Genomic DNA, 19,616 nt, shown 5'->3' on the forward strand with positions numbered 1-19,616 from the left:
TTAATTTAACTAAACAGGTAAAGCGTAATAACGTTCAACAATTAACACCTATTAATACCTTTTATTGATAGCCGATCAATCCATGGCCATCGGCGTATAGCCGTTATGTACGTCAATCCTGATAAATAAATTCTGTACTGAAAACAGACAGCAAAAAGTTGCGAATTCGCAAAAACGAACTAACTTAAAAAACTCGACGCGATACGCGTTATTCCTGCCTGCACTGACGCAGGCCTCTGAACCGGGCTTTCCCAGCAATACAGTTATGCCCGCGAAAAGTTCATAAGTCTTTCATTAACAATGGAATGTGCCCATGCACTGATCTATGTCAGCTGATTGAACAGTTAACAGATTTAATCTGTTGTCTCTCTTCTCCTGCATTGGAGTCATGCAATGTCTGAATCACCCGAAAAGCTGAAACTCGGCGCGCTGGTTGCATTGGTAGTTGGCTCAATGATTGGTGGCGGGATCTTCTCTTTGCCGCAGAACATGGCCGCCAGTGCTGATGTCGGTGCGGTGCTGATTGGCTGGGCAATTACGGCGGTCGGCATGTTGACCCTCGCGTTCGTCTTTCAAACCCTGGCCAACCGCAAGCCTGACCTGGACGGCGGTGTCTACGCCTACGCCAAGGCCGGTTTCGGCGACTACATGGGTTTCTCATCCGCGTGGGGTTACTGGATCAGTGCCTGGCTGGGCAACGTCGGCTACTTCGTCTTGCTGTTCAGCACCCTCGGGTACTTCTTCCCGCTATTTGGAGAGGGGAATACTCCTGCGGCGGTGATCGGCGCTTCGGTGCTGCTCTGGGCCGTTCACTTCCTTGTTTTACGCGGGATCAAGGAAGCTGCGTTCATCAACCTGGTGACCACCGTCGCCAAGGTCGTGCCGCTGCTGCTGTTTGTGTTGATCGCCGTGTTCGCCTTCAAACTGGACATCTTCACCGCCGACATCTGGGGCACCAAAAACACCAGCCTGGGCAGCGTAATGAACCAGGTGCGCAACATGATGCTGGTCACCGTCTGGGTGTTCATCGGCATCGAAGGTGCGAGCATCTTCTCGGCCCGGCGGAAAAACGCAGCGACGTTGGTAAAGCCACCGTCATCGGTTTCATCACCGTGCTGCTGTTCCTGGTGCTGGTGAACGTGTTGTCCCTGGGGGTCATGACCCAACCGGAACTGGCCAAGTTGCAGAACCCGTCGATGGCCGCCGTACTGGAACACGTGGTCGGTCACTGGGGCGCGGTGCTGATCAGCATCGGCCTGATCATTTCCTTGCTTGGCGCCCTGCTGTCCTGGGTGCTGTTGTGTGCGGAGATCATGTTCGCCGCCGCCAAGGACCACACCATGCCGGCGTTCCTGCGCAAGGAAAACGCCAACCATGTGCCGGCCAATGCTCTGTGGCTGACCAACGCCATGGTTCAGGTATTCCTGATCATCACCCTGTTCTCGGCCAGCACTTACCTGTCGCTGATCTACCTCGCCACCTCGATGATTCTGGTGCCGTACCTGTGGTCGGCGGCTTATGCGCTACTGCTGGCAGTGCGCGGCGAGACTTATGAACACGCCCTGGCCGAACGTAAGAAAGACCTGATCGTCGGCGCCATTGCCGTGATCTACGCGGTCTGGCTGCTGTATGCCGGCGGCATCAAATACCTGCTGCTTTCCGCCCTGCTCTATGCCCCCGGCGCGATCCTGTTCGCCAAGGCCAAGATGGAAGTGGGCAAACCGGTTTTCACTAATGTCGAGAAGCTGATTTTCGCGGCCGTAGTCGTCGGCGCCCTGGTGGCTGCTTACGGGCTGTATGCGGGTTTCCTGACGCTGTAATAGCTGATTGTTTACATCTGGAGGATCACTGTAATGACCACGGAAAAAGTGAAGTACGGCGTACATTCCGAAGCCGGAAAACTGCGCAAAGTCATGGTTTGCTCCCCAGGCCTGGCCCACCAGCGGCTGACCCCGAACAACTGCGACGAACTGCTGTTCGATGACGTGCTGTGGGTCGCCCAAGCCAAGCGTGACCATTTCGATTTCGTCACCAAGATGCGCGAACGCAACGTCGACGTGCTGGAAATGCACAACCTGCTGACCGACATCGTCGCGATCCCGCAAGCCCTGGACTGGATTCTTGAGCGCAAGATCACCGCTAACACGGTAGGTCTGGGCCTGGTCAACGAAACCAGTTCCTGGTTGCGCAGCCTGGAGCCGCGCAAGATCGCCGAGTTCCTGATCGGCGGCGTGTCGGCCGATGACCTGCCAACCAGTTTCGGCGGCAAGACCCTCGAGATGTTCCGTGACTTCCTCGGCCACTCGAGCTTTATTCTGCCGCCGCTGCCCAACACCCAGTTCACCCGCGACACCACCTGCTGGATCTACGGTGGCGTGACCCTGAACCCGATGCACTGGCCGGCGCGCCGCCAGGAAACCCTGCTGGCCAGCGCCATCTACAAATTCCACCCCGAGTTCACCAACGCCGACTTCCAGGTCTGGTACGGCGACCCGGATCAGGAGCACGGCAACTCGACTCTCGAAGGCGGCGACGTGATGCCGATCGGCAACGGTGTGGTGTTGATCGGCATGGGCGAGCGCTCGTCTCGTCAGGCCATCGGCCAACTGGCGCTGAACCTGTTCAAGCACAAAGCCGTGGAGCGAGTAATCGTCGCCGGTCTGCCGAAATCCCGCGCCGCGATGCACCTGGACACCGTGTTCAGTTTCTGCGACCGCGACCTGGTCACCATTTTCCCGGAAGTGGTCAACCAGATCGTCGCCTTCACCCTGCGCCCCGACGAAAGCAAACCGGGCGGCATCGACATCCGCCGCGAAGAAACCAACTTCCTCGCCACCGTGGCGGCCGCACTCAACCTCAAGGCCCTGCGCGTGGTTGAAACCGGCGGCAACAGCTTCGCCGCCGAACGCGAGCAATGGGACGACGGCAACAACGTGGTGGCCCTGGAACCGGGCGTGGTGATCGGCTACGACCGCAACACTTACACCAACACCTTGCTGCGCAAGGCTGGCGTGGAAGTCATCACCATCAGTGCCGGCGAACTCGGACGCGGCCGTGGTGGCGGCCACTGCATGACCTGCCCGATCATTCGCGACCCAATCGACTATTAACTTTCACACCCTGGCCGACGTTTACCCCACGCGGCCAGGGGGATAACCGAAACCAAAGGAGATCCAAATCATGGCTTTTAACATGCGCAACCGCAGCTTGCTGAGCTTGATGCACCATACCACTCGCGAGCTCAACTACCTGATCGACCTGTCCCGGGACCTCAAACGCGCCAAGTACACCGGCACCGAGCGTCCACACCTGCAAGGCAAGAACATCGCGCTGATCTTCGAAAAAACCTCGACCCGCACCCGTTGCGCCTTCGAAGTTGCGGCCCATGACCAGGGTGCCCACGTCACCTACATCGACCCGGTGTCGTCGCAGATCGGCCACAAAGAAAGCATGAAAGACACCGCGCGCGTCCTCGGCCGGATGTTCGACGCCATCGAGTACCGTGGCTTTGAACAGGAAATCGTCGAAGAGCTGGCCAAGTTCGCCGGTGTGCCGGTGTTCAACGGCCTGACCGCTGAATTCCACCCGACGCAAATGATCGCCGACGTGCTGACCATGCGTGAGCACAGCGACAAGCCGATGCATGAAATCAGCTACGCCTACCTCGGCGATGCGCGCTACAACATGGGCAACTCGCTGCTGATGATCGGCGCCAAACTGGGCATGGACGTGCGCATCGCGGCACCCAAAGCCCTGTGGCCACACGCTGACTTCATTGCCCAGTGCAAGGAATTCGCCGAAGAAAGCGGCGCCCGCATCACCATCACCGAAGACCCGAAAGAAGCGGTCAAGGGCGTGGACTTCATCCACACCGACATCTGGGTGTCGATGGGTGAGCCGGTGGAAGCGTGGGACGAGCGCATCGAGCAACTGCTGCCGTACCAGGTCAACGCGAAGATGATGAAAGCCTCGGGCAACCCGCGTGTGAAATTCATGCACTGCCTGCCGGCATTCCATAACAGCGAAACCAAGGTCGGCAAGGATATCGCCGCGCGCTATCCGCACCTGGCCGGTGGTGTCGAAGTAACGGAAGAGGTCTTCGAATCGCCCGCCAACATCGCCTTTGAGCAAGCGGAAAACCGCATGCACACCATCAAGGCGATCCTGGTATCGGCGTTGGCGGATATCTAACAGCCGAACCCAGGTTCACGACCTGCCCCTGTAGGAGCTGCCGAAGGCTGCGATCTTTTGACCTTGATCTTTTCTGTGCCACTGAAGATCAACAGCAAGATCAAAAGATCGCAGCCTTCGGCAGCTCCTACGGGGACGGTGATCGCTCCCATGGCCCCGTGTGAACGATCATCGCGTTACCGTTCCCTTTTCTGAAAGGACTGCATTATGCGTATCGTCGTTGCTCTGGGCGGTAACGCCCTGCTCCGCCGTGGTGAACCCATGACCGCGGACAATCAACGCGCCAACATCCGCGTTGCCACCGAACAGATCGCCAGGATCTATCCCGGCAACCAACTGGTCATTGCCCACGGCAATGGCCCGCAGGTCGGCCTGCTGTCGCTGCAAGCCGCGGCGTACACCTCGGTTTCGCCTTACCCGCTGGACGTACTGGGTGCCGAAACCGAGGGCATGATCGGCTACATCATCGAACAGGAGCTGGGCAACCTGCTGGACTTCGAAGTGCCGTTCGCCACCCTGCTGACCCAGGTCGAAGTCGATGCCAAGGACCCGGCCTTCCAACATCCGACCAAACCCATCGGCCCGGTGTACTCAAAGGCTGAAGCGGAAAAACTCGCCGCCGAAAAAGGCTGGGCGATTGCCCCGGATGGCGACAAATATCGCCGCGTGGTGGCCAGCCCAAGACCGAAACGCATCTTCGAAATCCGCCCGATCAAGTGGCTGCTGGACAAAGGCAGCATCGTGATCTGTGCCGGCGGTGGCGGTATCCCGACCCTGTACGGCACCGATGGAAAACTCCAGGGTGTGGAAGCCGTGATCGACAAAGACCTGTGCTCGGCGCTGCTGGCCGAACAGCTTGAAAGTGATCTGCTGGTGATCGCCACCGACGTCAGCGCCGCATTCATCGACTTCGGCAAACCGACCCAGAAAGCCATCGCCCAGGCCCACCCGGACGACTTGGAAAAACTCGGCTTCGCCGCCGGTTCCATGGGGCCGAAGGTCCAGGCGGCCTGCGAGTTTGCCCGGCACACTGGCAAAGTCGCGGTCATCGGTTCACTCTCGGACATCGAAGCAATCGTCCAGGGCAAGGCCGGCACCCGCATCAGCACGGCGACACCTGGCATTACTTACCGCTAAAAGAAACTCAGCGGCAGACCCGGGGTCTGCCGTTCTCCAATGCCTTCGAAGGAGAGATGTTTATGGCTACGTTCGAACCCGGTCACTTGCACATCGAGCGCCACGCGCTGAACAAGGACGATTACAGCTACAACCTGTGCATCGACTATGAAGTCACCCAGGATCCCAAGGAAGGCAAAGGCATGCTGTTCAAGATGCATGGCAGCATCGAAGGCAAAGACTTGAAAGAAGAGTTCTTTCTGCCCAAGGACCAGGCGTTTGACTTCGCCCGGCATGCCATGCAAATCGCACATAAACATGGCATCCCCAAAGAAGCCAACATCGCGTCGATGCACAGGACCTACGACGAGATGTTCGAGGACGTACGGGCGCAGCTTGACGTCAAATCCGGCGACCCGGTGAAACCTGAACACCTGGAGTAACGCTTGTAAGATCAAAAGATCGCAGCCTTCGGCAGCTCCTACGCCGAGCGCGTTCCCCTGTAGGAGCTGCCGAAGGCTGTGATCTTTTCAGGCAATCCCCGATTACCGATTTCACCTCCTGCCCTCCTCCAAGGCATACTTGCCACCCTCCGCACTCCAGAACCAAAAAACCGCCCCATGCGTATCCACGTCAGCTTCATCGACCGCGTCGGCATTACCCAGGAAGTCCTGGCCCTGCTCGGTGGGCGCAATCTCAATCTGGATGCGGTGGAAATGGTTCCGCCCAACGTCTATATCGACGCCCCGACCCTGAGTCCGGAAGTCCTCGAAGAGCTGCGCGATGCGCTGTTCAGCGTGCACGGCGTGCAAGCGGTGACGGTGGTCGACATCCTGCCCGGCCAGCGCCGGCACTTGCAGCTCGACGCGTTGCTCGCGGCCATGACCGACCCGGTGCTGGCCCTGGACAGCGCCGGCAACGTGTTGCTGGCCAACCCGGCGCTGATTGCCCTGTATGGTCGCGAACCCGCCGGTGAAAGCATCACCGAACTGTTCGCCGATCCGGCGTTGCTCGATGCCTTGCTGGAAAACGGCTTTCGCCTGCCACTGCGCGAGATCACCCTCAACGGCCAGACCCTGCTGCTGGACGCCACGCCGATCACCGACGCTGGCGCCCTGCTGACGCTGTATCAACCGAGCCGCATCGGCGAGCGTCTGTCGGCGCTGCACCACGATCACGCCGAAGGTTTCGATGCATTGCTCGGCGAATCCCCGGCGATTCGCACGCTCAAGGCCCGCGCACAACGGGTCGCGACCCTCGACGCGCCATTGCTGATCCAGGGCGAAACCGGCACCGGTAAAGAGCTCGTGGCGCGGGCTTGTCACGCCATCAGTGCGCGGCACAGCGCGCCGTTCCTGGCATTGAACTGCGCGGCATTGCCGGAGAACCTCGCCGAAAGCGAACTGTTCGGCTACGCCCCCGGCGCCTTTACCGGCGCGCAACGCGGGGGCAAACCGGGGCTGATGGAACTGGCCAACCAGGGCACGGTGTTTCTCGATGAGATCGGCGAGATGTCGCCGTACTTGCAGGCAAAACTGCTGCGCTTCTTGAACGATGGCAGCTTCCGTCGCGTGGGCGGTGATCGTGAGGTCAAGGTCAACGTGCGGATCCTCAGCGCCACCCACCGTGACCTGGAAAAAATGGTCAGCGAAGGCACCTTCCGCGAAGACCTGTTCTATCGCCTCAACGTGCTCAACGTCGAAGTCCCGCCACTGCGTGAACGTGGCCAGGACATTCTGCTGCTGGCCCGCTACTTCATGCAGCAAGCCTGCGCGCAGATCCAGCGCCCGGTCTGTCGCCTCGCGCCGGGCACCTACCCGGCACTGCTGGGCAACCGCTGGCCGGGCAACGTGCGGCAATTGCAGAACGTGATCTTCCGCGCCGCCGCGATTTGCGAAAGCAGCCTGGTGGACATCGGCGACCTCGACATCGCCGGCACCTCGGTGGCCCGTCAGAGTGACAGCGACGTCGACAGCCTTGAGCAAGCGATGGAAGAGTTCGAGAAGACGCTGCTGGAAAAGCTCTACGTCAGCTATCCCTCGACCCGGCAATTGGCGAATCGGCTACAAACCTCCCACACCGCGATTGCCCATCGGTTGCGCAAGTACGGCATTCCAAACAAACCGTAAGCCCTGCTCGTTCAACTGTAGGAGCTGCCGAAGGCTGCGATCTTTTGACTTTGACCTTGTGGTGTCTGGGACAAGATCGCAGCGTTCCACATGCATACGCTCACCCCTGTAGGAGCTGCCGAAGGCTGCGATCATTTGACTTCGACCTTGTGGTGCCTGGAACAGGATCTCAGCGTTCCACATGCATACGCTCACCCCTGTAGGAGCTGCCGAAGGCTGCGATCTTTTGACTTTGACCTTGTGGTGTCTGGGACAAGATCGCAGCGTTCCACATGCATACGCTCACCCCTGTAGGAGCTGCCGAAGGCTGCGATCATTTGACTTCGACCTTGTGGTGCCTGGAACAAGATCGCAGCGTTCCACATGCATACGCTCACCCCTGTAGGAGCTGTCAAAGGCTGCGATCTTTTGACTTTGACCTTGTGGTGCCTGGAACAAGATCGCTGCGCTCCACATGCATACGCTCACCCCTGTAGGAGCTGCCAAAGGCTGCGATCATTTGACTTCGACCTTGTGGTGCCTGGAACAAGATCGCAGCGTTCCACATGCATACGCTCACCCCTGTAGGAGCTGCCAAAGGCTGCGATCATTTGACTTCGACCTTGTGGTGCCTGGAACAAGATCGCTGCGCTCCACATGCATACGCTCACCCCTGTAGGAGCTGCCAAAGGCTGCGATCTTTTGACTTTGACCTTGTGGTGTCTGGGACAAGATCGCAGCCTTCGGCAGCTCCTACCGGTCGGATTCCAGTTCAAGGGCTTTTAACCTGTTTAAAAGCGACCTTCATCTGTACTGAAAGCGCTACAGCGGAACGATATCGATACACCCTTCTCTGATCGCCGCTGTGCAAGGCTTTGATCCCGCTAGGCTTTTTTCTTTGCTTTGTGCTGTAGCGATTTCGCTACAGTCATTCAGTTCGATCGTCTGCACAAAACTCCCAAGATACTGATTTATAAGTACTTATTAACATTGGCCGCGATTTTGCTTAGTAACCGCTCATAAAGAAGGGCTTTTGCCCAAGCATTCAATCGCGTCCACCAGACGAGTCTGGCCCCCTTAGGAGTTTCCATGAGCGAGTTGCGTTTTACTGAAGATCACGAATGGCTGCGCACCGAAGCTGACGGCAGCGTCACAGTCGGTATCACCGCTTTCGCACAGAACGCCCTGGGCGATGTGGTTTTCGTACAACTGCCTGAGCTGCAGTCCTACGAAAAAGGCGCTGAAGCCGCCACCGTGGAGTCGGTAAAAGCCGCCAGCGGCGTCTACATGCCACTGGACGGTGAAGTCCTGGAAGTGAACCCGGCACTCGACAGCAGCCCTGAGCTGGTCAACGAAGATCCGCTGGGCGAAGGCTGGTTCTTCCGCTTCCAGCCAACCGACGCATCGGCTGTTGCCCAATTGCTGGATCAAGACGCTTACGACCGTCTGATCAAAGCCAACGCCGAAGCCTGAGGAGCGCCGACATGACTCAAGTAAACCTCACGACCGCCAACGAATTCATCGCTCGCCACATCGGCCCGCGTGCTGGCGACGAGCAAGCCATGCTCAACAGCCTCGGTTTTGACTCCCTGGAAGCCCTGAGCGCCAGCGTCATTCCGGACAGCATCAAAGGCACCAGCGTGCTTGGCCTCGAAGACGGCCTGAGCGAAGCCGATGCCCTGGCGTTGATCAAGTCCATCGCCAGCAAAAACCAGCTGTTCAAGACCTACATCGGCCAGGGTTACTACGGCACCCACACGCCGTCGCCGATCCTGCGCAACCTGCTGGAAAACCCGGCCTGGTACACGGCTTATACGCCGTACCAGCCGGAGATTTCCCAGGGCCGTCTCGAAGCGCTGTTGAACTTCCAGACGCTGATCAGCGACCTCACCGGCCTGCCGATTGCCAACGCGTCCTTGCTCGACGAAGCCACCGCCGCCGCCGAAGCCATGACCTTCTGCAAACGCCTGAGCAAGAACAAGGGCAGCCATGCGTTCTTCGCTTCCGTGCATTGCCACCCGCAAACCCTCGACGTGCTGCGCACCCGTGCCGAGCCGTTGGGCATCGACGTGGTGGTCGGCGACGAACTTGAACTGACCGACGTGACGCCGTACTTCGGCGCCCTGCTGCAATACCCGGCCAGCAACGGTGACGTCTTCGATTACCGCGAACTGACCGAACGCTTCCATGCCGCCAACGCCTTGGTCGCGGTCGCCGCCGACCTGCTGGCCCTGACCGTGCTGACCCCGCCGGGAGAATTCGGCGCCGACGTAGCCATCGGCAGCGCGCAACGTTTCGGCGTGCCGCTGGGTTTTGGTGGTCCGCACGCGGCGTACTTCTCGACGAAAGATGCGTTCAAGCGTGACATGCCGGGCCGTCTGGTCGGTGTCTCGGTGGACCGTTTCGGCAAGCCGGCCCTGCGCCTGGCGATGCAGACCCGCGAGCAACATATCCGCCGCGAGAAGGCCACCAGCAACATCTGCACCGCGCAGGTGCTGTTGGCCAACATCGCCAGCATGTACGCCGTGTACCACGGTCCGAAAGGCCTGACACAGATTGCCAGCCGCATTCATCACCTGACGGCGATTCTGGCCAAAGGCTTGAGCGCAATCGGCCTGACGGTCGAGCAGGAAAACTTCTTCGACACGCTGACGATCAAGACCGGCGCGCAAACTGCCGCGTTGCACGACAAGGCTCGCGCCCGGCAGATCAACTTGCGCGTGGTCGATGCCGAACGTCTGGGCCTGTCCCTCGATGAAACCACCTCGCAAGCTGATGTGGAAACCCTCTGGGCCCTGCTGGCTGACGGCAAAGCGCTGCCGGACTTCGCCGCGCTGGCGGCAAGCGTTCAAAGCACTCTGCCAGCCACCCTGGTGCGCCAATCACCGATCCTCAGCCACCCGGTGTTCAACCGCTACCACTCGGAAACCGAGCTGATGCGCTACCTGCGCAAGCTCGCCGACAAGGACCTGGCGCTGGATCGCACCATGATCCCGCTGGGCTCGTGCACCATGAAACTCAACGCCGCCAGCGAAATGATCCCGGTGACCTGGGCCGAATTCGGTGCCCTGCACCCGTTCGCCCCGGCCGCGCAAAGCGCCGGTTACCAGCAACTGACCGATGAACTGGAAGCGATGCTCTGCGCCGCCACCGGTTACGACGCGATCTCGCTGCAACCGAACGCCGGCTCCCAGGGTGAATACGCCGGCCTGCTGGCGATCCGCGCCTATCACCAGAGCCGTGGCGAAGACCGTCGCGACATCTGCCTGATCCCCTCGTCGGCCCACGGCACCAACCCGGCCACCGCCAACATGGCCGGCATGCGCGTGGTGGTGACCGCCTGCGATGCCCGTGGCAACGTCGACATCGAAGACCTGCGCGCCAAGGCCATCGAGCACCGCGAACACCTCGCCGCGCTGATGATCACCTACCCCTCGACCCACGGCGTGTTCGAAGAAGGCATCCGTGAAATCTGCGGCATTGTTCATGACCATGGCGGCCAGGTGTACATCGACGGCGCCAACATGAACGCGATGGTCGGCCTCTGCGCACCGGGCAAGTTCGGCGGCGACGTCTCGCACTTGAACCTGCACAAAACCTTCTGCATCCCGCACGGCGGTGGCGGCCCGGGCGTTGGCCCGATCGGGGTGAAATCGCACCTGACCCCGTTCCTGCCGGGCCATGCCCAGATGGAACGCAAGGAAGGCGCGGTCTGCGCCGCACCGTTCGGCAGCGCAAGCATTTTGCCGATCACCTGGATGTACATCCGGATGATGGGCGGCGCCGGCTTGAAGCGCGCTTCGCAACTGGCGATCCTCAACGCCAACTACATCTCCCGTCGCCTCGAAGAGCACTACCCGGTGCTCTACACCGGCAGCAACGGCCTGGTCGCGCACGAGTGCATCCTCGATTTGCGTCCACTGAAAGACAGCAGCGGCATCAGTGTCGATGACGTCGCCAAGCGCCTGATCGACTTCGGTTTCCATGCCCCGACCATGTCGTTCCCGGTCGCCGGCACGCTGATGATCGAGCCGACCGAAAGCGAATCCAGGGAAGAACTGGACCGCTTCTGCGACGCCATGATCCGCATCCGCGAAGAAATCCGCGCAGTGGAAAACGGCACGCTGGACAAGGACGACAACCCGCTGAAAAACGCCCCGCATACCGCCGCGGAAATCGTTGGTGAGTGGACGCATCCGTATAGCCGTGAGCAAGCGGTGTACCCGGTTGCCTCCTTGATCGAAGGCAAGTACTGGCCACCGGTCGGTCGCGTCGACAACGTGTTTGGCGACCGCAACCTGGTTTGCGCCTGCCCGTCGATCGAAAGCTACGCTTAAAAATGTGGGGCGGGTTCGCCTGCCCCCTCAACAACACTGCATAACTCCTGTAGGAGCTGCCGAAGGCTGCGATCTTTTGATCTTTCGTATCATGAACAAGATCAAAAGATCGCAGCCTTCGGCAGCTCCTACGGGAGTATCTCCCGTGATATTTGCGCCTATAACAAGAAACCGGAGAACCACTCATGTCGTTAAGCGTGTTCGACCTGTTCAAGATTGGCATCGGCCCCTCGAGCTCCCACACCGTCGGCCCGATGCGTGCTGCTGCGCGTTTCGCCGAAGGTCTGCGCCGTGAAGGGCTGCTGGCCGCAACAACCTGCGTCAAAGTCGAGCTCTACGGCTCACTCGGCGCCACCGGCAAGGGCCACGGCAGCGACAAGGCTGTGTTGCTGGGCCTGGAAGGTGAACACCCGGACACCGTGAACACCGAAACCGTCGCCGCCCGTCTGCAAGAGATTCGCAGCAACGGTCGTCTGAACCTGCTCGGTGAGCACAGCATTGTGTTCAACGAAAAAGAACACCTGGCGATGATCCGCAAACCGTTGGCCTATCACCCCAATGGCATGATCTTTCGCGCGTTCGATGCGGCGGGCATACAAGTGCGCAGCCGTGAGTACTACTCCGTCGGTGGCGGTTTCGTCGTCGATGAAGACGCGGCCGGCGCCGATCGCATCGTCGAGGATGCCACGCCGCTGACCTTCCCGTTCAAAAGTGCCAAGGACCTGCTCGCTCATTGCGCCACCTACGGCTTGTCGATCAGCCAGGTGATGCTGACCAACGAAAGTGCCTGGCGCCCGGAAGCGGAAACCCGTGCTGGTCTGCTGCACATCTGGCAGGTGATGCAGGACTGCGTCGCCGCCGGTTGCCGCAATGAAGGCATCCTGCCCGGCGGCTTGAAGGTCAAACGCCGAGCGGCGGCGCTGCATCGGCAACTGTGCAAGAACCCGGAATCGGCGCTGCGCGATCCGCTGTCCGTGCTGGACTGGGTCAACCTCTACGCTTTGGCGGTCAACGAAGAAAACGCCAACGGCGGGCGCGTGGTCACCGCGCCCACTAACGGTGCGGCCGGGATCGTCCCGGCGGTGTTGCATTACTACATGCGCTTCATCCCCGGTGCCAATGAAGACGGCGTTGTGCGCTTTCTGCTGACCGCCGCCGCGATCGGCATTCTGTACAAGGAAAACGCCTCGATCTCCGGCGCTGAAGTCGGTTGTCAGGGTGAAGTCGGCGTCGCCTGTTCGATGGCGGCCGGTGCGTTGTGCGAAGTCCTTGGCGGCAGCGTTTCGCAGGTGGAAAACGCCGCCGAAATCGGCATGGAACACAACCTCGGCCTGACCTGCGACCCGATTGGCGGCCTGGTGCAAGTGCCGTGCATCGAACGCAACGCCATGGGCTCGGTGAAAGCCATCAATGCGGTGCGCATCGCCCTGCGCGGTGACGGTCAGCACTTCGTCTCCCTCGATAAGGTCATCCGCACCATGCGCCAGACTGGCGCCGACATGAAAAGTAAATACAAGGAAACCGCCCGTGGCGGTTTGGCGGTCAACATTATCGAGTGCTGATGCGCGCGCATTGGCATCTGCACACTTTTTCAGGAGCTGAATATGTCCACCGAACAATTGCTGAAAACCCCGCTGCATGCACTGCACATTGAACTCGGCGCGCGCATGGTGCCGTTCGCCGGCTACGACATGCCGGTGCAATACCCGCTGGGCGTAATGAAAGAACACCAGCACACCCGTGATCAGGCCGGGCTGTTCGATGTCTCGCACATGGGCCAGATCCGCCTGACCGGCGCCAATGCCGCCAAGGCCCTGGAAACCCTGGTGCCAGTGGACATCATCGACCTGCCGGTGGGCATGCAGCGCTACGCAATGTTCACCAACGAGACCGGCGGCATCCTCGACGACCTGATGGTCGCCAACCTCGGTAACGACGAACTGTTCCTGGTGGTCAACGCTGCCTGCAAGGACCAGGACCTGGCGCACCTGCGCAAGCACATCGGCGACCAGTGCAGCATCGAGCCACTGTTCGAAGAACGCGCGTTGCTGGCCCTGCAAGGCCCGGCAGCTGTGACGGTGCTTGCACGCCTGGCGCCGCAAGTGTCCAAGATGACCTTCATGCAGTTCGCCCGGTGAAACTGCTGGGCGTGGACTGCTTTGTCAGCCGTTCGGGCTACACCGGCGAAGACGGTTTCGAAATCTCCGTACCGGCCGCCAATGCCGAAGCCCTGGCACGCGCGCTGTTGGCCGAACCCGAAGTGGCGGCCATCGGTCTCGGCGCTCGAGACTCACTGCGCCTGGAAGCCGGCCTGTGCCTCTACGGCCACGACATGAATACCGAGACCACCCCGATCGAGGCAAGCCTGCTGTGGGCCATCTCCAAGCCGCGTCGTGCCGATGGCACGCGGGCCGGCGGCTTCCGGGCGCTGAAACCGTATTCGCCCAACAACAAGGTGGTGTCAGCCACAAGCGTATTGGCCTGCTGCCGCAGGAACGCACGCCAGTGCGCGAAGGCGCAGAAATCGTCAACGAAGCTGGCGAGATCATCGGCAGCGTGTGCAGCGGTGGCTTCGGGCCGACCCTGGGTGGTCCTCTGGCCATGGGTTACGTCGACAGTGCTTACATCGCGATCGATACGCCGGTATGGGCCATTGTCCGTGGGAAAAAGGTGCCTTTGCTTGTAAGCAAAATGCCATTTGTTCCACAACGCTACTATCGTGGCTGATTGACTGTTTCTATAAGTAACGCGGCTGCGTTAACAGTGCACTAATCTGTAACGCAACCGCCATAAAACAGTGCAGTCGTTCGATTATGAACTTTGCTTATAACGTTCGAAACCCATTGAACACCTTCATCGAATAAGCCCGCACTAGTGGACTGACTAATAGCCACCAACCCAGCAAAACCGGCCCCCTGACAGGGGCTTGTTTTTTATCGGCTAGTTGGCGTAGAGTTTGTTCACTGTGTTTGCATGGGTCGCTTGGAATCGTGACCTGGGCAGTAGCCTACAAGTTAGCTACATCCCGTTCGACGTCTTCTTACTTTCCTGCAACCAGCCCCAGTACTCTTTCATGAGAAGGAGGCTGTCATTAATTTTTGCGTCAAAGGAAATAAGAAATGTCCCAACGTCAGAGCGGTACCGTCAAGTGGTTTAACGACGAGAAAGGTTTTGGTTTTATCACTCCAGAAAGCGGTCCGGATCTGTTCGTGCATTTCCGCGCTATTCAGGGCAACGGCTTCAAGAGCCTGAAAGAAGGCCAGAAAGTGACTTTCGTTGCTGTGCAAGGCCAGAAAGGCATGCAGGCTGACGAAGTACAAGCAGAAGCCTAACCTTCTGTAACGAAAAAGCCCCTGATGCTGACATCAGGGGCTTTTTTGTGCGCGTAAATCCGTAAAATGGCTTTCTTTTTTCGCCCAGAGGCTGCCATGTCGAAACACCTGCTCAACCCCCAGGGCGACTTTCCCGCCGCTACCTTGGGCCGTCGCCTGGCAGCGATGTTCTATGACTTTCTGTTGTGCACGGCCCTGCTGATCGTCACCAGTGGCCTCTACAAGATGATCCAGATGGCGATCATCGGCGAAGACAAAATGCGCACACTGACAGAAGCCGGCGCACTGGACGGCGATCCATTGCTGTCGACCGTGCTGTTTTTCGTGCTATTCGGTTTCTTCGCCAAATTCTGGACCTGGTCCGGCCAGACCCTGGGCATGCAGGTGTGGTGCATCCGCGTGCAAAACGCCGACGGCTCGTCCATCAGCCTGTGGCAGGCGTTGCTGCGGTTTGTGGTGTCGATTGCGTCCTGGCTATGCGCGGGCCTGGGGTTCATCTGGCCGCTGTTCGACAAACAGAAACGCAGCTGGCATGACATGTATTCCAATACCCAGCTCGTACGTATTCCAAAGAAACAAAAGTAGCGCCCCAAAAAAAGATCGCAGCCTTCGGCAGCGCCCACAGGCGCGTAGGAGCTGCCGAAGGCTGCGATCTTTTGATCTTGCCTTCTAATCTTATCGTTTGATCTTGCTCTTTAAGCGTTACCCGCCAACTTCATCCGCGCCGCCTGAGTAAAGTCCAGCATCCGCTTCAACGGCCGGATCGCCTGCGGAATCAATGCCGGATCCACAAAGATCTCGTTCGTCCCTTCCTTCAAGCTCTTCAGCGTCCGCTCAAGGGTGTTCATCGCCATCCACGGGCAGTGTGCGCAACTGCGGCACGCTGCGCCGTTACCGGCCGTTGGAGCCTCGATGAAGACCTTGTCCGGGCACAGCTGCTGCATTTTGTAGAAGATGCCGCGGTCGGTGGCAACGATGAAGGTCTTGTTCGGCAGGCTTTGCGCCGCTGCGATCAACTGACTGGTGGAACCGACGGCATCCGCCAGTTCGATCACCGAGGTCGGCGACTCCGGATGCACCAGAATGGCCGCGTCCGGGTACAGCGCCTTCATGTCCTCAAGCTGCTTGGATTTGAACTCCTCGTGAACAATGCAGGCACCGTCCCACAGCAGCATGTCTGCGCCGGTCTTGCGCTGGATGTACGTACCCAGGTGCTTGTCCGGGCCCCAGATGATGGTCTCGCCGTTATCCATCAGGCTTTCGACAATCTCCAGCGCGCAGCTTGAAGTCACCACCCAGTCAGCCCGGCTTTGACCGCCGCCGAGGTGTTGGCATACACCACCACCGTACGTTCCGGGTGCTGATCGCAGAACGCCGAGAACTCGTCCACCGGGCAACCCAGGTCCAGCGAACAAGTCGCGTCCAGGGTCGGCATCAGCACACGTTTTTCGGGATTGAGGATCTTCGCGGTTTCGCCCATGAACTTCACACCGGCGACCACTACAGTCTTGGCCGGGTGGGCATTGCCGAAGCGCGCCATTTCAAGGGAGTCAGAAACGCAGCCACCGGTTTCTTCGGCCAGGGCCTGAATCACCGGATCGCAATAGAAGTGGGCAACCAGCACCGCGTCCTGAGCCTTGAGCTCGGCAGCAATGGCAGCGCGGTAATAAGCCTCTTCCTCGACCGTCAGCGGCTTGGGCTGCTTGGCGTCGAGGTGAGCTTGAACCAGTAGGCGTTCAGAAATTTGCGTCATGATCGCAAGACCTGCGGGCGCTTTCGCGCGAAAGTCGAGTATACACCCGGCTCCGGACCCTTAAGGGCACCGCCGGGAGAGTGAGTATTCATCAGGCACAGCGTTGAAGCTGGGCAAGGCTACAGAATATCCCGGTGATGCAAAAGATGATTCTGACCTGCGTCAGGCAGTGCAACCCCGAACTTGAGCAAGCTCAAATCGAAGACAAAAAAAAACCCGGAAATCCTCACTTTCGTGGGCCTTCCGGATTTTCTAAACTGCTATAAAAATGGTGGGTCGTGTGGGATTCGAACCTACGACCAATTGGTTAAAAGCCAACTGCTCTACCAACTGAGCTAACGACCCGCTTCGTGGTGGTGCGTATAATACTGATTTTTAAGGACTATTCAACACCTAATGTGAAATAAATCAGAAATAAGGTGTTGGATCACTGATTCCGGCTGCGGCGAAGCCTTCTGCACGCAGGCGGCAGCTGTCGCATTTGCCGCACGCGTAGCCTTTATCGTCGGCCTGGTAGCAGGAAACGGTCAGCCCGTAATCGACGCCCAGCTTCACGCCCGCCTGGACGATCTGCGCCTTGCTCATGTTTTGCAGCGGGGCCTGGAAACGGAAACCGTTGCCTTCGACACCGGCCTTGGTCGCCAGATTGGCCATGCGCTCGAAGGACTCGATGAATTCGGGACGGCAATCCGGGTAGCCGGAGTAGTCCACGGCGTTTACACCGATAAAGATGTCGCGGGCGCCGAGCACTTCAGCCCAGCCCAACGCAAGGGACAGAAACACGGTATTGCGTGCCGGCACGTACGTCACCGGGATACCTTCACCCAGGGTTTCCGGGATATCGATGCTGCTGTCGGTGAGCGCAGAACCACCAATGCCATTGAGGTTAATACCCACCACCTTGTGTTCGACCACACCCAAATCACGGGCAACGCGTGCAGCAGCATGCAACTCGGCATGGGAGCGCTGACCGTAGTCGAAGCTCATGGTGTAACAGGCGTAGCCTTCAGCGCGGGCCATGGCCACGACCGTCGCCGAGTCCAGGCCGCCGGACAGGAGGATCACGGCACGTTTTTCGGTAGTGTTCAGTTGTTCAGTCATATCAGCGCCCCGGCTCGTCATTCCAAAGATATTTATGCAGCTGCAACTGCAGACGCACGGGCAGATTGTCCGCCACCACCCAGTCAGCCAGGTCTCGTGCATTAAGATCATGGTGGCTTGGCGAGAACAGGACTTCGCCGGCTCGTCGATCCAGACCGTACTGGATCAGCTTGGACACGGCCCAGTCGTAGTCTTCCCGCGAGCAGATGACAAACTTCACCTGGTCGTTGGGCGTCAGCAGTTCGATGTTCTCGTAGCGGTTGCGGTGCACTTCTTTCGAACCCGGTGTTTTCAGGTCGACAACGCGACTGACTCGGGAATCTACTGCCGAGATGTCGAGAGCACCACTGGTTTCCAGTGACACTTCGTAACCGGCGTCGCACAACTGCTTGAGCAATGGGATGGCATTGGGTTGCGCCAACGGTTCGCCACCGGTGACGCACACATAACGCGGACGAAAACCGGCCACTTGCTCGAGGATATCGTCGAGGGGGCGAATGGTGCCACCCGTGAACGCGTAGGCACTGTCGCAGTATTGGCAACGCAATGGGCAACCGGTCAGGCGCACAAAAACAGTGGGCAGCCCGGCAGTCCGCGTTTCACCCTGCAACGAGTAAAAAACTTCGGTGATTCTCAATGTGTCTTGCATAGTCGCCACGGGCGTAACAGCTAAACAGGCTGTCCGCCTCCGTCAGGCTCTTCAAGGAACCCCGCCAATGCGCGAATCCCAAAAAGCGTGTTTCAGAAAAAGGGCGTGAATTCTAACGAAAAAACCCGCGACTGGCGCGGGTTTCTTCAAAACGGTGCTCTATACCTACAAGCTTGGAGCCTTACATGCGTTGCAGATCGCGTTGCGCCAGCTGAGCGGCGGAAGTGCCCGGATATTGGGACACCACCTGCTGCAGAATGCCTTTTACCTTGTCGGTGTGACCCAGGCGGCGCTCTACATCAGCGAGCTTGTACAGCGAATCAGGCACTTTGGCGTGCTTGGGGTACAGCTGCGAAACCTTGGCAAACGCCTGACCTGCACCTTGCAGATCGCCTTTGGCCAAATTGACTTCGCCCAACCAGTATTGGGCATTGCCCGCATACTGGCTGTTCGGGTACTTGCGCAGGAAAGCGGCGAAAGCCTGGCTGGCCTTGTCGAAATCCTTCGCCTTGATCAAGTCGAAGGCTGCATCGTAATACAGCTTTTCCTTCGCCGGATCACCCGGTTCACTGCTGGCGGCAGGGGCTTGAGCGGCGACCGCTCCCGCACCAGCGCCTGCAGCGGCTGCTGCACCGGGGGCATTCAAATTGCCACCGGTGGAAGAATTATCAGGAGTCGCGGCTGGTGCAACGCCGGTTCCTATGCGCCGATCAAGGTCCTGGTATCGCTCCAGGTTCTCTTGTTTCATGCGCGCTACATCATTTTGCAGAACTTCGATCACACCCTGTTGGCGTGAGATCTGCTCCTGCATGGATTGCAGTTGGTTGAACAGCTCGCCCTGTGCCGAGACAGGGGCCGAAACCCCTCCCCCGGCATAGGCGCCGTTCGTACCGTAACCCGCAGGCGGATAACTGCTCCCGCTATTGTTATAACCGGAGTTGTCATCGACCACAGGAACCGCAGCCCACACCGCAAGCGGTGCGAGGCTGAGAGCCAAAACAGTTACAGCACGACGGCACGTTCGCATGA

General features: G+C 59.1%; 13 protein-coding genes, 1 tRNA gene and 3 pseudogenes. 12 read left to right on the forward strand and 5 right to left on the reverse strand.

Going from position 1 to position 19,616, the window contains the following annotated elements:
- The first annotated feature begins 393 nt into the window (after nucleotides 1-393).
- The 12 genes and pseudogenes from arcD to JFV26_RS16765 all read left to right on the forward strand — a co-directional run bounded on the left by arcD (nucleotide 394) and on the right by JFV26_RS16765 (nucleotide 15,669).
- A pseudogene (arcD, locus tag JFV26_RS16710) lies at nucleotides 394-1,820 on the forward strand (arginine-ornithine antiporter).
- A 33-nt stretch (nucleotides 1,821-1,853) separates the two neighbouring features.
- Nucleotides 1,854-3,110 carry an arginine deiminase gene (gene arcA, locus JFV26_RS16715; RefSeq protein WP_201194043.1) on the forward strand — a complete coding sequence of 419 codons (1,257 nt, stop codon included), beginning with the start codon at nucleotides 1,854-1,856 and terminating at the stop codon, nucleotides 3,108-3,110.
- 70 nt (nucleotides 3,111-3,180) lie between these two features.
- Nucleotides 3,181-4,191, forward strand: a complete 1,011-nt coding sequence (locus JFV26_RS16720; protein WP_201194045.1) for an ornithine carbamoyltransferase — start codon at nucleotides 3,181-3,183, stop codon at nucleotides 4,189-4,191.
- 207 nt (nucleotides 4,192-4,398) lie between these two features.
- Nucleotides 4,399-5,328 carry a carbamate kinase gene (arcC, locus tag JFV26_RS16725; protein ID WP_201194047.1) on the forward strand — a complete coding sequence of 310 codons (930 nt, stop codon included), beginning with the start codon at nucleotides 4,399-4,401 and terminating at the stop codon, nucleotides 5,326-5,328.
- Between the two features lie 62 nt (nucleotides 5,329-5,390).
- Nucleotides 5,391-5,750 (forward strand): DUF5064 family protein, encoded by a 360-nt coding sequence (locus JFV26_RS16730; RefSeq protein WP_201194048.1) that lies wholly within the window; start codon nucleotides 5,391-5,393, stop codon nucleotides 5,748-5,750.
- A 177-nt stretch (nucleotides 5,751-5,927) separates the two neighbouring features.
- Nucleotides 5,928-7,436, forward strand: coding sequence for a sigma-54-dependent transcriptional regulator (locus tag JFV26_RS16735; RefSeq protein WP_201194050.1), 1,509 nt, complete (start codon nucleotides 5,928-5,930; stop codon nucleotides 7,434-7,436).
- A gap of 1,068 nt (nucleotides 7,437-8,504) precedes the next feature.
- Nucleotides 8,505-8,888 (forward strand): glycine cleavage system protein GcvH, encoded by a 384-nt coding sequence (gcvH, locus tag JFV26_RS16740; protein ID WP_201194052.1) that lies wholly within the window; start codon nucleotides 8,505-8,507, stop codon nucleotides 8,886-8,888.
- 11 nt (nucleotides 8,889-8,899) lie between these two features.
- A complete protein-coding gene (gene gcvP, locus JFV26_RS16745) occupies nucleotides 8,900-11,752 on the forward strand; it encodes an aminomethyl-transferring glycine dehydrogenase (RefSeq protein WP_201194054.1) in 2,853 nt (950 codons plus the stop codon).
- 185 nt (nucleotides 11,753-11,937) lie between these two features.
- Entirely contained in the window at nucleotides 11,938-13,314 is a 1,377-nt protein-coding gene (locus tag JFV26_RS16750; protein ID WP_201194056.1) for an L-serine ammonia-lyase, read from the forward strand.
- A 42-nt stretch (nucleotides 13,315-13,356) separates the two neighbouring features.
- Nucleotides 13,357-14,479, forward strand: a pseudogene (gene gcvT / locus JFV26_RS16755) (glycine cleavage system aminomethyltransferase GcvT).
- Nucleotides 14,480-14,871: 392 nt separating this feature from the next.
- A complete protein-coding gene (locus JFV26_RS16760) occupies nucleotides 14,872-15,084 on the forward strand; it encodes a cold-shock protein (RefSeq protein ID WP_003175786.1) in 213 nt (70 codons plus the stop codon).
- Between the two features lie 96 nt (nucleotides 15,085-15,180).
- Nucleotides 15,181-15,669, forward strand: a complete 489-nt coding sequence (locus tag JFV26_RS16765; RefSeq protein WP_201194058.1) for an RDD family protein — start codon at nucleotides 15,181-15,183, stop codon at nucleotides 15,667-15,669.
- 110 nt (nucleotides 15,670-15,779) lie between these two features.
- Here the strand turns inward: JFV26_RS16765 and nadA are convergent.
- From nadA to ybgF, 5 genes and pseudogenes are all read right to left on the reverse strand, one after another.
- Nucleotides 15,780-16,837: pseudogene (gene nadA, locus JFV26_RS16770) on the reverse strand (quinolinate synthase NadA).
- Between the two features lie 269 nt (nucleotides 16,838-17,106).
- A tRNA-Lys gene (locus JFV26_RS16775) sits at nucleotides 17,107-17,182 on the reverse strand.
- 63 nt (nucleotides 17,183-17,245) lie between these two features.
- Complete coding sequence (gene queC / locus JFV26_RS16780; RefSeq protein ID WP_201194060.1) at nucleotides 17,246-17,938, reverse strand: 7-cyano-7-deazaguanine synthase QueC; 693 nt, start codon at nucleotides 17,936-17,938, stop codon at nucleotides 17,246-17,248.
- 1 nt (nucleotide 17,939) lies between these two features.
- Nucleotides 17,940-18,587, reverse strand: a complete 648-nt coding sequence (gene queE, locus JFV26_RS16785) for a 7-carboxy-7-deazaguanine synthase QueE (protein ID WP_201194062.1) — start codon at nucleotides 18,585-18,587, stop codon at nucleotides 17,940-17,942.
- Between the two features lie 181 nt (nucleotides 18,588-18,768).
- Nucleotides 18,769-19,614 carry a tol-pal system protein YbgF gene (gene ybgF, locus JFV26_RS16790; protein WP_201194064.1) on the reverse strand — a complete coding sequence of 282 codons (846 nt, stop codon included), beginning with the start codon at nucleotides 19,612-19,614 and terminating at the stop codon, nucleotides 18,769-18,771.
- Nucleotides 19,615-19,616 lie beyond the last annotated feature (2 nt).

Source organism: Pseudomonas sp. TH31 (assembly GCF_016650815.1).
Lineage (GTDB): Bacteria > Pseudomonadota > Gammaproteobacteria > Pseudomonadales > Pseudomonadaceae > Aquipseudomonas.